Source organism: Allochromatium humboldtianum, assembly GCF_013385175.1.
GTDB classification, from domain to species: domain Bacteria; phylum Pseudomonadota; class Gammaproteobacteria; order Chromatiales; family Chromatiaceae; genus Thermochromatium; species Thermochromatium humboldtianum.
Map to the genome: position 1 here is coordinate 256,793 of NZ_JABZEO010000004.1, position 15,420 is coordinate 272,212.

Annotated in this window: 16 protein-coding genes and 1 tRNA gene; 5 read left to right on the top strand and 12 right to left on the bottom strand. The window is 63.9% G+C overall.

What is annotated here, in order from left to right:
* Positions 1-47 precede the first annotated feature (47 nt).
* The 7 genes from HW932_RS08005 to HW932_RS08035 form a co-directional block, all read right to left on the bottom strand.
* Positions 48-794 carry an SAM-dependent methyltransferase gene (locus HW932_RS08005; protein ID WP_012970329.1) on the bottom strand — a complete coding sequence of 249 codons (747 nt, stop codon included), beginning with the start codon at positions 792-794 and terminating at the stop codon, positions 48-50.
* A gap of 121 nt (positions 795-915) precedes the next feature.
* Complete coding sequence (locus HW932_RS08010) at positions 916-1,317, bottom strand: GFA family protein (protein WP_176975965.1); 402 nt, start codon at positions 1,315-1,317, stop codon at positions 916-918.
* A 48-nt stretch (positions 1,318-1,365) separates the two neighbouring features.
* Positions 1,366-1,773, bottom strand: coding sequence for a hypothetical protein (locus HW932_RS08015; protein ID WP_176975966.1), 408 nt, complete (start codon positions 1,771-1,773; stop codon positions 1,366-1,368).
* 141 nt (positions 1,774-1,914) lie between these two features.
* Positions 1,915-2,784: a hypothetical protein gene (locus HW932_RS08020; RefSeq protein WP_012970326.1), complete on the bottom strand. Its 870-nt coding sequence runs from the start codon at positions 2,782-2,784 to the stop codon at positions 1,915-1,917.
* A gap of 31 nt (positions 2,785-2,815) precedes the next feature.
* A complete protein-coding gene (gene mrcB, locus HW932_RS08025) occupies positions 2,816-5,230 on the bottom strand; it encodes a penicillin-binding protein 1B (RefSeq protein ID WP_176975967.1) in 2,415 nt (804 codons plus the stop codon).
* A 116-nt stretch (positions 5,231-5,346) separates the two neighbouring features.
* Positions 5,347-6,135, bottom strand: coding sequence for an ABC transporter permease (locus tag HW932_RS08030; protein WP_176975968.1), 789 nt, complete (start codon positions 6,133-6,135; stop codon positions 5,347-5,349).
* On the bottom strand, positions 6,132-7,061 hold the full coding sequence (locus tag HW932_RS08035; protein ID WP_176975969.1) for an ABC transporter ATP-binding protein: 930 nt from the start codon (positions 7,059-7,061) through the stop codon (positions 6,132-6,134). Before HW932_RS08035 ends, HW932_RS08030 begins: the two co-directional genes overlap by 4 nt.
* A 54-nt stretch (positions 7,062-7,115) precedes the next feature.
* On the opposite strand from HW932_RS08035, the gene HW932_RS08040 reads away from it, so the two are divergent.
* Complete coding sequence (locus HW932_RS08040) at positions 7,116-7,877, top strand: TSUP family transporter (RefSeq protein ID WP_176975970.1); 762 nt, start codon at positions 7,116-7,118, stop codon at positions 7,875-7,877.
* A gap of 96 nt (positions 7,878-7,973) precedes the next feature.
* A complete protein-coding gene (locus tag HW932_RS08045; protein ID WP_176975971.1) occupies positions 7,974-8,783 on the top strand; it encodes an RMD1 family protein in 810 nt (269 codons plus the stop codon).
* Here the strand turns inward: HW932_RS08045 and HW932_RS08050 are convergent, their stop codons facing one another.
* The 4 genes from HW932_RS08050 to HW932_RS08065 form a co-directional block, all read right to left on the bottom strand.
* Positions 8,784-9,026, bottom strand: a complete 243-nt coding sequence (locus tag HW932_RS08050) for a type II toxin-antitoxin system HicA family toxin (RefSeq protein ID WP_176975972.1) — start codon at positions 9,024-9,026, stop codon at positions 8,784-8,786.
* A complete protein-coding gene (locus tag HW932_RS08055) occupies positions 9,023-9,229 on the bottom strand; it encodes a 2-oxoisovalerate dehydrogenase (protein ID WP_176975973.1) in 207 nt (68 codons plus the stop codon). The genes HW932_RS08050 and HW932_RS08055 overlap by 4 nt, the downstream gene beginning before the upstream one ends.
* A 35-nt stretch (positions 9,230-9,264) precedes the next feature.
* Positions 9,265-9,840, bottom strand: a complete 576-nt coding sequence (locus HW932_RS08060) for a hypothetical protein (RefSeq protein ID WP_176975974.1) — start codon at positions 9,838-9,840, stop codon at positions 9,265-9,267.
* 71 nt (positions 9,841-9,911) lie between these two features.
* Positions 9,912-10,967 carry an OmpA family protein gene (locus HW932_RS08065; protein ID WP_176975975.1) on the bottom strand — a complete coding sequence of 352 codons (1,056 nt, stop codon included), beginning with the start codon at positions 10,965-10,967 and terminating at the stop codon, positions 9,912-9,914.
* Positions 10,968-11,235: 268 nt separating this feature from the next.
* Here HW932_RS08065 and mutS point away from each other — a divergent pair, with 268 nt between their 5' ends.
* A complete protein-coding gene (gene mutS / locus HW932_RS08070; protein WP_176976080.1) occupies positions 11,236-13,857 on the top strand; it encodes a DNA mismatch repair protein MutS in 2,622 nt (873 codons plus the stop codon).
* A 194-nt stretch (positions 13,858-14,051) separates the two neighbouring features.
* Here mutS and HW932_RS08075 read toward each other — a convergent pair.
* Positions 14,052-14,142, bottom strand: a tRNA-Ser gene (locus HW932_RS08075).
* Positions 14,143-14,407: 265 nt separating this feature from the next.
* Here HW932_RS08075 and HW932_RS08080 point away from each other — a divergent pair.
* A complete protein-coding gene (locus HW932_RS08080; RefSeq protein ID WP_176975976.1) occupies positions 14,408-14,863 on the top strand; it encodes a hypothetical protein in 456 nt (151 codons plus the stop codon).
* Between the two features lie 77 nt (positions 14,864-14,940).
* On the top strand, positions 14,941-15,387 hold the full coding sequence (locus HW932_RS08085; RefSeq protein ID WP_176975977.1) for a hypothetical protein: 447 nt from the start codon (positions 14,941-14,943) through the stop codon (positions 15,385-15,387).
* Positions 15,388-15,420: the final 33 nt, after the last annotated feature.

Below are 15,420 nucleotides of genomic sequence, written 5' to 3' on the forward strand. Positions count from 1 at the left end.
GTTCTTGAGTTTTTACAGCGTGATCGGCACGGGCTGAGTCGCTCTCATCAGCGTGCCATCAGCGCGAACACTCCCCATCCAAGGTATTCGCGCGTGTAGGCGACGTGGCGTTTTGGTGCGTCGTTCAACTGGGATCGGATCTCTTCTGCGAAGTCGTCTTCGGGATTGGCTTCGAGCCATCGGCGCATGGTGAGCCATTTGGCCGCTTCGTATCGGTCCCAGCCTTCCTGATCGGCCAGAACCATTTCCACGACATCGTAGCCGAGCGTGTCGAAAGAGGCGATCAGCTCAGGAAGTCCGTGAAAATCCGAGATGGAATTGGCAAAGCATTTCTTGGCGACCGCTTCCGTTGGTGGTAATTGACGCCAATAGGGTTCGCCGATGAGGATGATTCCGTTGGTGTCGAGGCTTTTCGTCAAAAGCTCGATGGTGCCGGCGACTCCGCCGCCGATCCATGTGGCGCCGACACAGGCGGCCACACCGCACTTGTGGTCAGCGATGTATCCGGCCGCGTCGCCATGAATGAATTCGACTTTGTCGGCGACGCCGAGTTCTTCAGCACGGTCTTTGGCTTGCCGACTGAACAACTGGCTCATGTCGACACCGATGCCGGTGATTCCGTAATCGCGCGCCCAGGTGCACAGCATTTCGCCCGAACCACTGCCGAGGTCGAGTACACGAGTCCCAGGTTCAAGGCGCAGCACAGCGCCGAGCGTGGCGAGCTTTTCCGGCGTGAGCGGGTTGTGAATGCGGTGGGCGCTTTCGGTAATATTGAAGATGCGTGGGATATCCAATGTAGAGAACCTTTTTAATAAGTATGAATAGATCCGATCAAAACCTAACGCTTGGCTTTGCGGGGCGCCGGAGCGCAGCGTGGGTGTGTCTGCCAACCGCTATGGGTTATGTGATCGTGGCTCACTCCGGCAGACCTTCGAATTTTGGCACTTCCCCGAGTTCGGCATCCCAAGCCGCTTGGCTGGATGTGAAAATGTGTGCTGTCGGCAATATGGAGACTGTGGTGTCCAAGCATCCTGCGGGAACGACGAGCAAGCCTGGAATCTGAGTGTTTGGTAAGGCGGAACCACACAGTTTACAGAAGCTTTTTCTGTGAAGAGTGCCTGGAAGCGTAAAGGAAGTCACAGCATCCGCGCCTGACTTCCAGGTCAATTTGGCTGACTGCGAGAATAAATTCGCCGCATGAGCAGATCCCGTGTCTTTCTGGCAATGGCGACAATGACACAGGTAAAAGCTGTCGAAGTCGCCTTGCACTTCAAACTTCACAGTGCCGCACAGGCAAGAGCCGAAGTGATCAGTCATCAAAATTTCTTATACGGCCTACTGGCGAATAACACATAACGCCTCGCATCAGCGGTTCGGCGTAGTCGCATCCGACTGCATGCGCTTGTTAGGCGGCTGCATTGATGTAAAAATACTTCTGACTATAGCTGCCGGAGTGTATATCATTAACCAAAGTACGAAATAAGCAAGCGGGACTAGCCAACCACCAAAAAGAGCGAATACACCGGAAGCTCCATCACTGTCCCAGCCCTCAGGCAATTCTTCGTATCTTTCCTGATCAATAAGTTCACTAATGCGAGCTTGTTCTTCAATAAATGCAGCAAAAACCAGACCCCAGCCAAGCAGTACAAATAGAGCCATTAGCAGGACGACCAGCCACCAGCCAGGCTTTTTGGTAATGAACTTTAAGATCAATAAGGCTGGAGGAAATATTAAGAATGAGCAAATCGCAATAGAAGCAAAAAGATCGTTCACTTTGGTCGCCTAAAAGTGTACCTAGACAGCAGTCGGACACTTGAGCACTAAACTGACCACAACCTAGCCAAAAGCAGCCCGCTCAAGCCTTCTGTCAAGCCGCATTGAACACCAAACACATACGGCTCATTCTCGACCTGACTACTGCCCCCCCGCGCGCTGCTCAGCCTCACTGGCTGCCGCGAGATCCCCCGAACGACGCTTGGACTCGGCGATGATGCGCCAGTTGTCGCGCTTGATGTCCTCCTTGCCGCCCGCGAGATCATTGGCGCGCGAGGCCAGATTGCCGGCCTGAACCGCCTGCCCCTGCTCCAGCCGCACACGCGCGAGCCGATTCCAGAGATACGCCTCACGCGGAGCAATACGCAACGAACGCTCCAGCGAAGCGGCCGCACCCGCAAAATCACCCGCCTGACGCTGCTGCTCGGCCTGACCGGCGAGCTTGGCGGCCGCCGGCGGCAGACTGGGCGTGGCGAAATTCGAGGGCGGCAGCGCCGGAGCCGGTGCGGCCGGACGCTCGGCCCCCGGCGTCTCGGCGGCGGGCAGAGCCGCGCGCGGATCGACCTTGGCGACCTGCGGCTCGGCCGGACGCTGAGGAGGCGCCGCCGGCGCCCCGGACGACCCCGGCGCCGGTACGGCCGGTTGCACCTGCGGACTACCCGGCGTCTGAGTGACGGCTTGAGGCGGAGCCCCAGATGTCGGCGGCGCACTCGGCATGGCGGGCTGAGCCGGCTGAGCACCGGACGCGGGCGGCACGGACGGCTCCGTCGCCATGCTCGGATCACGGTAGGCATAGACCTGGGTTCCACGCCGGACCGGCTCGGACGGCTGCTCAGGCACGGCCGCGCGCTCCGGCTGGGGCGTCGGCGCGACGGGCCGCGCCGCCTGCCCATCGCGCGGCGTCACCTGGACGATGGGCGCCGGCGGTCCCTCGCGCGGCTCCATGGAGCACGCGCTCAAACCGAGCGAAACCAGCGACGAAACGATCAGAAATCGATGCAAACGTTCCATGGTGTCAGGCGCCTTGAACTGTCATTGGGCATCAGCGACCAAAGAAGTCGCTCATGAAGTGGTTTTCGGTCCGGGCCGGCTTGGGCGGCGGCGGCGGTTCCGGTGGAGTCTCGACGGCGCCTCCGGCCGGCTCCGGCTCGCTGCGCGCCACCGACTCGCCACCACCCGAGGCGCGCGAACCCTGACCGCTGCCGCCCCCGCAACTGGCTGCGCTCTTGGCGCTGTCACCGATATAGGGCACGTTCTTGCGTCCGCAGGCATCGGCCAGAACCACGCCATCGGGCGGAATCTCGGGCAAGGGTTCGTTGTCGAGCTTCAGCATGAAGTCGCCCCACACCCGTAGCGCGCCGGTACCGCCCGCCAAGCCCATCGGCTTGTAGTCATCACGACCGACCCAGACCACAGCCACCTTGTCGCCCGAGAAACCGGCATACCAGCTGTCGCGCTTCTCATCGGTGGTGCCGGTCTTGCCGGCCATGGTCATGCCCTTGGGCAACTGATCGCCGAGCCACTTGGCCGTGCCGTCCGAGACCACGCGCTGCATGGCCCAGGTCGTCAGATAGGCCGCCTTGGGATCGACCACCGCCTCGATGGCGAGCGGATAGCGGTTGAGCGGTCGGCCCTGAGCGTCGACCACCTCGCGGATGCCGCGCAGGGGCGCGCGATAGCCGCCGGCGGCGATGGTCTGATAGACCTGCGCCACCTCCAGCGGCGACATGGACACCGCCCCCAGCAGCACCGAAGGCACGACCCGGATGCGTCGCTGTGCGCCCATCTTGTAGAGGGTGTCGACGACGTTCTTGACCCCGATGCTCAGACCCAGGTTGACCGTGGCCAGATTCAGCGAGCGCGCCAGTGCGCTGTGGAGCTGGACCGAGCCGTTGACCCTGTGATCATAGTTCTTCGGCTCCCAGCGCTTGTTGCCGTCGGGCAGGCTGACCGGGCGATCCGAGAGACTGGTGGTGAGCGTGTAGCGATCCGGCTGCGACAGGGCCGCCAGATAGATCGGCGGCTTGACCAGCGAGCCGATCGAGCGCACCGAGTCGAGCGCGCGGTTGAAGCCGGCATAGCCCGGCTGGCGCCCGCCGGCGATGGCCAGCACCTCGCCCTGCTCGACCGAGGTGACAACGGCCGCCGTCTCCAGGGTTCCGGCCTTCATGCCGCGCTGCTTCTCCAGCTCGGCCAGTCGCTTGGGCAGCGAACGCTCGACGGCGGCCTGCACCAGCGGATCGAGCGTGGTGAAGATGTTCAGCCCTTCGGAGCGCAGATCCTCGTCGCGATAGTCGCGCTGGAGCTGGCGACGCACCAGGGTGATGAAGTCTGGATAGTACCCGGCCGGACGCCCGCCGCCGTCCTGCACGCCGAGCGGCGTGCGCTTGGCCTTGGCCGCTTCAGCCTCGCTGATGACCCCATCGCGCACCATGAGATCGAGTACCAGATTGCGCCGACTCTCGGCCGCCTCGGGATGGCGGCGCGGGTCCAGGCTCGACGGCGCCTGGACCATGCCGACCAGGAGTGCCGTCTTGGCGGCGTCGAGTTCGCTCAGCGGCAGATTGAAGAAGAACTGGCTCGCCAGCCCGAAGCCGTGGATGGCGCGGCTGCCGTCCTGACCGAGATAGATCTCGTTGGCGTAGGCTTCGAGGATCTCGTCCTTGCTGTAGTGCAGCTCCAGCAGGAAGGCCATGTAGGCTTCCTTGATCTTGCGCTCGAAGGTGCGGTCGGCACTGAGATAGAAGTTCTTGACCAGCTGCTGAGTCAGGGTGCTGGCCCCCTCGACCACGGCGCCGGCCTGGAAATTACTGACTGCCGCACGCAGGATGCCCTTGGGGTCGACGCCGAGATGATGGTCGAAGTTGCGATCCTCGACCGCCATCAGGGTCTTGACCAGCAGCTCGGGCAGATCCTGGCGGCGCACCAGCACCCGGTCCTCGTTGTGGGTCGGATAGATGCTGGCGATCAGCATGGCGTCGAGCCGCACCAGGGCCGGATCGGCGCCGCCATCGGCGTCGGTCAGGGTCGCGACCTGGCCGTCGGCGAAGCTGATGTTCAGATGGCGCTCGGGTTCGGCGCCGTCCCAAAAGCGGAAGGGGCGTGTCCGGACCTCGAAGCGATCACCCAGGCGCTGATACTGGCCCTGAGTCTGCGGCGACGCGACGGCGCGATAGTTCAGCCGCTCGAGTTCGGACTCGAACTGATCCGGACTCAGGCGCCGTCCGGCGTAGAGTTCGAGCGGACGCGCCCAGACGCGCGCGGGCAAGGCCCAGCGCTGGCCCTCGAACTTGCCGCGGACCACGCGATCGAGATGGACGCCATAGAGACCCACGGCCAGGGTCGCCCCGACCGCCAGGATCAGCGACCAGCCGACGAGCACACGACCGAACCGGAAGCCTTTGCGTTTGGGTGGACGTCTCCGGGAACGCGCACCGGAGCGACGATTGGAAGTCACGGATGATTGACCTGCGAGAGCGAGTTCGGATCACGAACACGGGTGTTCGTGTATCGGAAAGTAGATGATCGGCGTTCGATTATGACACATCGGACGCCCGGATCGACCGGGCGTCCTCAGGTCTTGATGCCCACACCCCGGCGCAGCAGGAACAGACTGTAGGCCGCCAGGATGACGATGCAGATCAGGATCATGCCGAAGGCCAGCCCGAGCGGGATGTCGCTGACCCCGAGCAGCCCGTGGCGAAAGGCGTTGACCATGTAGAGCACCGGATTGGCCAGCGAGACGGTCTGCCAGAACTCGGGCAGCAGTTCGATCGAGTAGAAGACGCCGCCCAGATAGGTCAGGGGCGTGAGCACGAAGGTCGGCACGATCGAGATGTCGTCGAAACTGTTGGCATAGATGGCGTTGATGAAGCCGCCGAGCGAGAACAGCGTCGCCGTCATGACGCCGATCAGCAGCATCGTCAGCGGATCATGGATGCGGATCTCGGTGAAGAACATGGCCACCAGCATCACCGCCACGCCCACCGTCAGACCGCGCGCCACGCCACCGGCGACATAGCCGGCCAGGATCACCCAGTTGGGCGCCGGCGAGACCAGCAGTTCCTCGATATAGCGCGAGAACTTGCTGCTGTAGAACGACGAGACCACATTGGAATAAGAGTTGGTGATCACGCCCATGAGCACCAGTCCGGGGACGATGAAGTCCAGATACGCGAACCCGTCCATGGACCCGATGCGATCGCCGATCAGACGCCCGAAGATGACGAAATAGAGCGTGGTGGTGATGACCGAGGGCAGGATGGTCTGGACCCAGATGCGCGAGAAGCGCAGCACCTCCTTGCCCAGGATGGTCTGGAACGTCACCCGGTAACGACGCCAGTCGTCCAGTCGCGCGCTCATGCCCGCACCTCCAGACCGCGCCGGTCGACCAGCTCCAGGAACAGGCGTTCGAGCCGGTTCTGTTTGTTGCGCAGACTGATGACCTCGATGCCGTTGCGCGAGAGCGCCTCGAAGAGTCCGTTGATGGTGTGCTCGCGGTTCATCTCGACTTCCAGCGTACAGTCGTCCAGCGCCTGGAGCACGAAGCCGCCCAGCTCCGGCAGTTCCGAGACCCGTCCCTTGAGATTGAGCACGAAGGTCTCGGTATGGAGCCGGTTGAGCAGGATCGCCAGACTGGTGCGCTCGGCGATCTCGCCGCCGTCGATGATGGCGATGTTGCGGCAGAGGCTCTCGGCTTCTTCCAGATAATGGGTGGTGAGGATGATGGTCGTGCCCTGGGCGTTGAACTCGCGCAGGAAGGACCACATCGAGCGGCGGATCTCGATGTCGACGCCGGCCGTCGGCTCGTCGAGGATCAGGAGTCGCGGCTCATGGACCAGGGCGCGCGCGATCATCAACCGGCGCTTCATGCCGCCCGAGAGTCGGCGCATCTCGGTGTCGCGCCTGTCCCAGAGGTCGAGCTGACGCAGATAACGTTCGGCGCGAGCCTTGGCGACGGCGCGCGGGATGCCATAATAGCCGGCCTGATTGAGCACGACCTCGATCACCGGCAGGAACAGATTGAAGTTGAACTCCTGCGGCACCAGACCGATGCACGACTTGACGCCTTCCGGATCACGGTCCAGATCGCGCCCGAACACCGAGACCCGACCCGACGTCTTGCTCACCAGTGACGAGACGATGCCGATGAAGGTCGACTTACCGGCCCCATTGGGTCCGAGCAGGGCGAAGAAATCCCCCTCCTGGACTTGGAGATCGACGCCCTTGAGCGCCTGGAAACCGCCGCGGTAGACCTTGGTGAGTTGCTGAACGTCGAGTGCGAACATGGATGGAAGTCAGTTGACGGAAATCTTTTGGGCGTCAAACCAAACGCGGTTCAAATGGAATTCATCGAGCTGGTCTTACTGCTTTCGGCCGTGGCCCTGGTGGCCGGCTGTGTCGACACCATCGCCGGTGGCGGCGGACTGCTGAGCATCCCGGCCCTGCTCTGGGCGGGGCTCAGTCCGGTCGAGAGTCTGGCGACCAACAAGGCGCAGGCCGTCTTCGGCAGCGGTACAGCCACGGTCCAGTTCATCCGCCGTGGCTTGATCGCGCCGCGCGGCATCGCTCTGGCCGTGCTCTGCACCTTCGCCGGGGCCGCGTTCGGCGCCTGGCTGGTGCAGCGTCTCGACAGCACCCTGCTCGAAGGACTCATCCCGCTCCTGCTGATCGCCTTCGCGCTCTATTTCTGGCGCTCGCCGCGTCTGTCGGATCTCGACTCGCACCAGCGTCTGGACGAAAGCCTCTTCGCCGTCCTCATCGGACTGGGCGTCGGCTTCTACGATGGCTTCTTCGGCCCCGGAACCGGCACCTTCTTCGCGCTGGGCTATGTCGCCCTGCTCGGCTACAACCTCAGACGCGCCACCGCCCATAGCAAAGCACTCAACTTTACCAGCAATCTGGCGGCCCTGCTGTGTTTCGTCCAGGGCGGCCATATCCTCTGGCCGATCGCGCTGGCGATGGCGCTGGGGCAGATGATCGGCGCCTGGATCGGCGCGCATCTGGTGCTGCGCCATGGCGCGGCCCTGGTGCGGCCGGTGCTGGTCGTGGTCTCGCTCGCCGTCTCGGGGAAGCTGTTGTGGGAGCGGGTCGCCGGCGGCTGACGTTCGGCCGGACTGTCCCGAAGCTGTCATATCGATCGCGCATAATCGCCGATTGCATCCGGATCGGCATTGAGGAATCGGCCAGGGAGACTGCTCATGTATCCACAAACCAATGACAACACCGCACTGACCGCACGCGCGCGCCTGCTCGGGCGTCATCTCGACATCAAGCGTCTCGGGCACCTGGAGGCGCTGGCGACCAATCCGCTGGTGACGCCGATCGGCGATACGGGCCGCGCCGTGCTCTTTCGCTCGGGCGCCGTGGTGCTGTTCGGGGTCGACGATGTCCAGGAAACGGCCTTCATCGAGGAGATCCGCCCCTTCGTGCGCGACTCGCTGATCCAGCCCGAGCACGAAGACCTGCCGATCCTGATCGATCCGAGCCGCGCCGAGGCGCTGGAACGCGAGCGTCTGGTACTGGCCGATGCCGATCTGGCACGGCTCCAGGTCGTGGCCGACATCCTGGGCAAGAGCGTGCTGCTGGCCGATCAGGAAGCCAGGGTCGCGCACGCCTTCGATCGCATCGAGCCGCTGGCCGATCGCCTGCGGCGTCAGGGGCGCGGCGTGAGTCATGCCGGCACCCTCATCCGCCACATCGGCGAGGCGCTGGCGATCCAGCAGGACATGGTCGGGCGCGGCGAGATCGGCGACAAACCCGAGGTCATCTGGGAGCGCCCGGATCTGGAGCGGCTGTTCCTGAATCTGGAGGCCGAATACGAGATCCGCGAGCGTCAACTGGCCCTGGAGCGCAAGCTGACGCTGATCAACGACACGGCCGGCACCCTGCTCGATCTGTTGCAGAGCAAGCGCAGTCTGCGGGTGGAGTGGTACATCGTCATCCTGATCGTGGTCGAGATCGTGCTCACGCTCTATGAGCTGTTCCTGCACAACTCTGGGCACGGATGATCATGGCTGTAGTCGTTCCAGCAATTCCTCGCGCGACAGGCCGTGATGAATCGCGACCGCTTTCAGAATCGCGGCGAGCGTGCCGGCTCGCAACGGATCATGCAGCGGAATCGTCACATGATGCTGTCCGCCACGCTCTGTCGTCAGCCGCACATGGCTTCCAGTCTGGCGCGTCGGGCGATAGTCCAGCCGCCCGAGCCGCTCGATGAGGTCTTTTCCCGATAGGTCGCGTGGCAGTCTCACGCCGCGATGGCCTCCTCACGGGTGATATGCAGGCGGATCAAAGATGGCTTTTCGGCCGGATCGAAATGGCAGGATACCGCATCCCGAACCAGCTCCCGCAGCGCAGGCAGATCGTCGGCCTCCGTGAAGATATCGACACCAAGCGCGTGCGCCACATATCCCCCCTCCGGCGCCTCCTCGACGATGAAGTGGATCTCGCTCATATCGCAAAGTCTCAGTTGGTTTAGCGCATTTGGCTTCAGCCGGCCGCGATGGCGGCCTGCGAGAGCCAGATCAGCGCCGGTTCGTCGTCATCCGTCAGCTTGCCCTCGCGCATCAGCAGTAGCCCATCGGCGACCGGCTGGGCGATGACGCCCTCATCCTGGGCTGGAACAGGCGTGGCCAGCGGGTTGGCCGGACGCGCTCCGACCCGCTGATCGACCCAGCGTCGAACCATGTCGTGATAGGCGTGCCGATAGACCACCTTGGCCGCGCGCAACTGATCGTCCTGGAAGAAGAGCGTGACCGAGGCCGCCGGGATCTGGTTGAAGGCGCCGATCTGAGCGCCGCACAGTCGGTTGCCGAACGGATTGGCCCCGTCGGCACACTGGAATTCGAGCCTGGGGAAGGTCTCGCGCAGTTTCGCCTCGGTCAGCCGGCTGTCGAAGGCGTCGAGCGCGGCATTGAACTCGGGCTTGCCGAGCAGCCCCATCAGGGCGAGATCGGTGCGCCGCTGGCCGTCCTCGGTGAAGGCGAGCCAGAAGAACGGCCCGATCACCAGGGCCAGCATCAGGAACGTCTTGTAGGCTTTCGGCAGCTTCAGATTGGCGCTCATTCGTTTACTCGTGTCATGTCGCTTGGATTCCCCCTCTTCCCAATCCCTCTCCCGCGAGGGGAAAGTGGCTTTCACTGGGCCACGATCTCGACCCGTCGGTTGAGCGCGCGCCCTTCTTCGGTGGCGTTGCTGGTCAGGGGCGCGAGACCGGCCACGCCCATGGGTTTGAGTCGCTCACCCAGAATGCCATAACTCTGGATGAGTGTGCGCACGACCTCCTCGGCACGGCGGCGCGAGAGATCCATGTTGTACTCCAGCGTACCGCGATTGTCGGTGTGCCCGACGATGTAGAGCTTGAGCTCGGGATTCTCGACCAGCATCAGGGCGATCTGTTCGAGCTGGGGCTTGGATTCGTCCTTGATGGTCGCTTGGTCGAAGTCGAACTGGATGCCATGGACGGCGATGCGTCCGGCGTCCGAGAGTCCCTGAGCCATCTCTTTGGCTTCGATCGAGACCATGCGCTCGCGCATCGGCTGCGACAGCACCTCTTCGACGAAGATGGCCACCCGGTTGCCGGCGGCCGAATCGGCGAAGTTGTCCTGTAGCGCGGCGAAGACGAAGACATAGGAATCACCGTTCGGGGTCTGACGGCGCGCGCTGTAGAGCCGCGGCTCCTGGACCGTCGTGTCGGAGTAGACGTGCTTGAGCAGATGGCTGTCGGTGAGCTGCTTGCCGTTGGCGGCCTCGCCATAGAAACGATCGACCCCGTCCCCGCATTCCTCGAACCCCGAGCACTGATAGAGCGGTTCATAGCCCAGATCCTCCAGCGCGCGGCGGTAGTTGCGGATGACCTCCAGCGAACTGGCGTTGCTCGGGGCCAGATAGACCAGCCGCGTGCGCCGGCCGGACGCCTTGATTGTCTGTTTCCAGTCTCCGGTACCTGTCTCCCAGGGGCCGGTCGGAATCAGCGTCTCATCGAAAGGACTGACCCGATGACCGATGATCACCGACCCCTCGAAGCGCGGAAGGCCGGGGATGTCGGTCGCGCCTGGAAGATCGCGCTCGAAATCAGTCGCCGCGACCGCTCCGGCCATGCCCATGAACCCCAAGAGCAGCAGGACTACCGTGAGCCGAGCGATCGGCCCGAACAGCCGCCGTCCGTCCGCCCCCGGCGTCAGACCTGGCATCCGTTTCCAATGGCTTGAGAGGGCTATGGGGTCCATGGCTGTGAGTGTCGAACAGGGCTGGGTTCCAATGGACAGGCATGTCAACAGGCCGAATGGGCGCGATTTTACAGGAATTGGCCGGGGTTTCCGGATCTATGGTAAAACGCAGTCCCTTTCAGCCGCGACGTCCAGGTACGTCCGGCCCGTTCATTCAATCCCAGGCCCTCCGCCCCAGCGATCTCCCGTGACTCAAGACAGCTCGCCCCCCGACCTCTCCCGGCACACGCCCATGATGCAGCAGTATCTGCGCATCAAGGCCGAGTATCCGCACATGCTGCTGTTCTACCGCATGGGGGACTTCTACGAGCTGTTCTACGAGGACGCCGAGCGCGCCGCGCGTCTGCTCGACATCACATTGACCCGGCGCGGTCAGTCGGGCGGCCGACCGATCCCGATGGCCGGCGTGCCCTATCATGCCGTCGAAGGCTATCTGGCCAAGCTGGTGCGTCAGGGCGTATCCGTCGCCATCTGCGAGCAGGTCGGCGATCCGGCTCAATCCAAGGGGCCGGTCGAACGCAAGGTGACGCGCATCGTCACGCCTGGAACCTTGACCGACGAGGCCTTGCTGGAGGAGCGGCGCGAGAACCTGCTGGTCGCCATCGCCGAGGGCGCCTCCGGACTGGGGCTGGCGGTGCTGGAACTCTCCAGCGGACGCTTCTCGGTGCTAGAGGTCGGGTCGCACGAGGCGCTCATGAGCGAGCTCGAACGCTTGAGACCCGCCGAGATCCTGATCGCCGAGGACAGCCGGCTCGACAGCGATCTGCGGCTCGAACGCGGCGTCACCCGACGCCCGGTCTGGCACTTCGAGTCCGACAGCGGCGAACGCGCCCTGTGCGAGCAGTTCGGCACCCGCGATCTGGGCGGCTTCGGCTGCGCCGGGATGCGGACGGCGATCGGCGCGGCCGGCTGTTTGCTCCAATACGTCCGCGACACCCAGTTCGCCGCCCTGCCGCACATTCGCGGCCTGTCCACCGAGTCGCGCGACGAGGCGCTGATCCTGGATGCCGCGACCCGACGCAACCTGGAGATCACCGAGAGTCTCGGCGGACGCTCCGAGCACACATTGGCCGGCGTGCTCGACCAGACCGTCACCGCCATGGGCAGCCGCTTGCTGCGCCGCTGGCTGAACCGTCCGCTGCGCGACCGCGAGGCCATCCGCGCCCGGCATGGCGCCATCCGCGCCTTGATCAGCGTGGGGCATGGCGCGTCCATTCAAACACTCCTGAACGGCATCGGCGACCTGGAACGCATCCTGGCGCGCGTGGCGCTCGGCACCGCCCGCCCGCGTGATCTGGCGGTGCTGCGCGACTCGCTCGCCGTCCTGCCCGATCTGCGCGCCGAACTGGCCGAGTCTCCCGACCCCCTGCTCGCCCAACTACGCGACGAGATCGGCGAGCATCCCGAGGTGCTGGATCTGCTCCAGCGCGCCATCCTCGAACAGCCGCCGGTGCTGATCCGCGACGGCGGTGTGATCGCACGCGGCTATGACGCCGAACTCGACCGGCTGCGCGACCTCTCCGAACATGCCGACCAGTTCCTGCTCGACCTGGAGACGCGCGAGCGGACGCGCACCGGCATCGCCAATCTCAAGGTCGGCTACAACCGGGTGCACGGCTATTACATCGAACTGAGCCGCACCCAGGCCGATCAGGTGCCGCCGGATTTCGTGCGCCGCCAGACGCTCAAGGGCGTCGAGCGCTACATCACGCCCGAACTCAAGCGCTTCGAGGATCAGGTCTTGAGCAGCCGCGAACGCGCGCTCGCCCGCGAGAAATGGCTCTATGAGGAACTGTTGGGTCAGTTGGGCCTGTCGCTCGGGCCGCTGCAACTGGCCGCCAGCGCCATCGCCGCGCTCGACGTGCTGGCCAATCTGGCCGAGCGCGCCCAGACGCTGAACTGGAGCTGTCCGGAGCTGACCAACCGCGCGCAGATCGAGATCCAGGACGGGCGTCATCCGGTCGTCGAGCGCGTGCTCGACGGTCCCTTCGTCGCCAATGGCCTGCGTCTGGACGGCAAGCGGCGGATGCTGGTCATCACCGGCCCCAACATGGGCGGCAAATCGACCTACATGCGCCAGAATGCGCTCATCGTGCTGCTCGCCCATGCCGGGAGCTTCGTGCCGGCGCGTCGTGCCGTCATCGGCCCCATCGACCGCATCTTCTCGCGCATCGGCGCCTCGGACGATCTGGCTGGCGGACGCTCGACCTTCATGGTCGAGATGGAGGAGACGGCCAATATTCTGAACAACGCGACGGCTCAGAGCCTGATCCTGATGGACGAGATCGGGCGCGGCACCAGTACCTTCGACGGGCTGTCACTGGCCTGGTCGTGCGCGGTCGAGCTGGCCACGCGCATTGGCGCCTACAGCCTGTTCGCGACCCATTATTTCGAGCTGACCACCCTGCCCGAGGAATATCCGGGTATCGCCAACGTCCATCTCGACGCCATCGAACATGGTCAGTCGATCGTCTTCATGCACGCCCTGCGCGAGGGTCCGGCCAATCAGAGTTATGGTCTGGCGGTGGCGGCGCTCGCCGGGGTGCCGCCAGCAGTCATCACCCGCGCGCGCGAGCGCTTGCGCGAACTGGAAGACGGTGCGCATCGTCATGCCACGCGCGAGACCCGACAGCTCTCGCTGTTTCCGATGGAGCCGGCATCGACACCGCGCCCCAAGGCCAAGCCGGAAGCCGTCGTCGAGCCGGTCGAACCCCCGGTCTGCGCGGCACTGCGCGACATCGATCCAGACGGACTCACGCCGCGCGAGGCGCTGGAGGCGCTCTACCGTCTGCGTGGGATGATCGAATCTCAGGGAGTCCTCGCCGGGAAGCGAGCACGGGCACACGAAGGTTGAGTAACCGTCAAAGCGACAGGGCGCCAAAACGCTGAATGCAGGTCGCGCCCTATCGTGCTTTGTGGAGACGAAGACCGCGCGGATCGAGCACAATGCCGCCTTGCAGCGGGTCATGATCGACTGGGGACTTAATGAGGGGCGCTTATGATTTGCAGCGGGATATTTTTGATTTACAAGAAAATCTTGTAATAAATTGGCGGAGAGGGAGGGATTCGAACCCTCGATAGGCTATTAACCTATACACACTTTCCAGGCGTGCTCCTTAAGCCACTCGGACACCTCTCCGGGAGGGGAATCGATGCTGACCGACTCTTTGCCCATGCAGGCGTGGAGCCGCTATCCCTGTCGCTCGATAAGCCGCACACTATACATCAAGCCCACTCCCCTTGCAATCGGAGCGCCCCGAATTTCGTCGCCGGGATTCAGGAGTCTTGTTCCAGATCGCTCGATGCAAACCCCAGTGACCCAAGTCAATGTGATCGAGCGCGGAATTTGCTGATATGCACTGGCAGGACATCTACAACCCTTGGCTGAGGTGAGGACTCGACCCATGGCCACGATCGACAACGACCAGGATCTCCGCACGGCACTCAATCGGCTGAACCCGGACCAGCAACGACAGCTCGGCTGCCGGTTCGCACACCAAGTCATGAATCTGAGCCGCGACGAGCGCGTCAACCGCGCCATCCATACCGGACTCACGGACGGGGCCTCACCCGGCGAACTAGAAGACGCCTTCAGGGTCGCTCGCGCCTATGCCGTCAAGACCTATACTGATTGCGGCAAGGATACCGACTGGATGGCACAGGCCGATCATTTCGTCGCGGCCTCCGCCGCCGCCGCACTGACGCCGGACGAACTCATGACCGAGCGGCAGAATCGTGCCTGGAAGGCGGCCGTTCAGGCACGCATGGCGGTCAGCTGTGCCATGATGGAAGACGATGCGGCCGACGAGAGCAACGTCGCACGACAGCAGTATGCACTGACCGCCGAGTTTCTCGGCTAACCCGCATCTACAAGGTCTTGGATTCGCTCCACGCGTGCTTACGACGCCGACGAACGAGTCTCACTGTGAGGTCTGATATGCACAAGTTCGGTTTATATGTATCGGGTGTCGCCCTGACGACTGCCCTGGGTCTGGCCCTGCCTGCGGGTGTCCAGGCTCAACCCGGCGGTTATGGCTATGGTCAGGGTTCGCAGCAGGGTTCGGGCCAGGGCATGAACCAGGGCCAACGACCGGGACAGGGTCAGGGCGGCTCTCAAGGCCAGGGGCCGGGCCAGGGATCGGGCGGTTCTCAAGGTCAGGGACCGGGCCAGGGATCGGGCGGCTCTCAAGGTCAGGGACCGGGCCAGGGATACGGCTATGGCTCCGGCGGCCCCGGCTATGGCCGCGGTCCAGGCTATGGCGGCGGTCCGGGAGGCGGCGGTTATGGCCCGCCCCCGCCACGCCCCGGCTATGGCCCAGGCTATGGACCCGGCCCGGATATGCCCATGCCTTACGGTGGACAGCGCCCGCCCCCAGGCTATTGACGCCCCCTAGCGAGGTCTCGCCACCACAGGTGG

Bases quoted from the DNA above. Each gene is read 5' to 3' on its own strand.
- HW932_RS08065 (WP_176975975.1), bottom strand. From the start codon at position 10,967: ATGCCAGGTCTGACGCCGGGGGCGGACGGACGGCGGCTGTTCGGGCCG.
- HW932_RS08035 (WP_176975969.1), bottom strand. From the start codon at position 7,061: ATGTTCGCACTCGACGTTCAGCAACTCACCAAGGTCTACCGCGGCGGT.
- HW932_RS08020 (WP_012970326.1), bottom strand. From the start codon at position 2,784: ATGGAACGTTTGCATCGATTTCTGATCGTTTCGTCGCTGGTTTCGCTC.
- HW932_RS08080 (WP_176975976.1), top strand. From the start codon at position 14,408: ATGGCCACGATCGACAACGACCAGGATCTCCGCACGGCACTCAATCGG.
- HW932_RS08055 (WP_176975973.1), bottom strand. From the start codon at position 9,229: ATGAGCGAGATCCACTTCATCGTCGAGGAGGCGCCGGAGGGGGGATAT.
- HW932_RS08040 (WP_176975970.1), top strand. From the start codon at position 7,116: ATGGAATTCATCGAGCTGGTCTTACTGCTTTCGGCCGTGGCCCTGGTG.
- mutS (WP_176976080.1), top strand. From the start codon at position 11,236: ATGATGCAGCAGTATCTGCGCATCAAGGCCGAGTATCCGCACATGCTG.
- HW932_RS08010 (WP_176975965.1), bottom strand. From the start codon at position 1,317: ATGACTGATCACTTCGGCTCTTGCCTGTGCGGCACTGTGAAGTTTGAA.
- HW932_RS08045 (WP_176975971.1), top strand. From the start codon at position 7,974: ATGTATCCACAAACCAATGACAACACCGCACTGACCGCACGCGCGCGC.
- HW932_RS08060 (WP_176975974.1), bottom strand. From the start codon at position 9,840: ATGAGCGCCAATCTGAAGCTGCCGAAAGCCTACAAGACGTTCCTGATG.
- HW932_RS08030 (WP_176975968.1), bottom strand. From the start codon at position 6,135: ATGAGCGCGCGACTGGACGACTGGCGTCGTTACCGGGTGACGTTCCAG.
- HW932_RS08085 (WP_176975977.1), top strand. From the start codon at position 14,941: ATGCACAAGTTCGGTTTATATGTATCGGGTGTCGCCCTGACGACTGCC.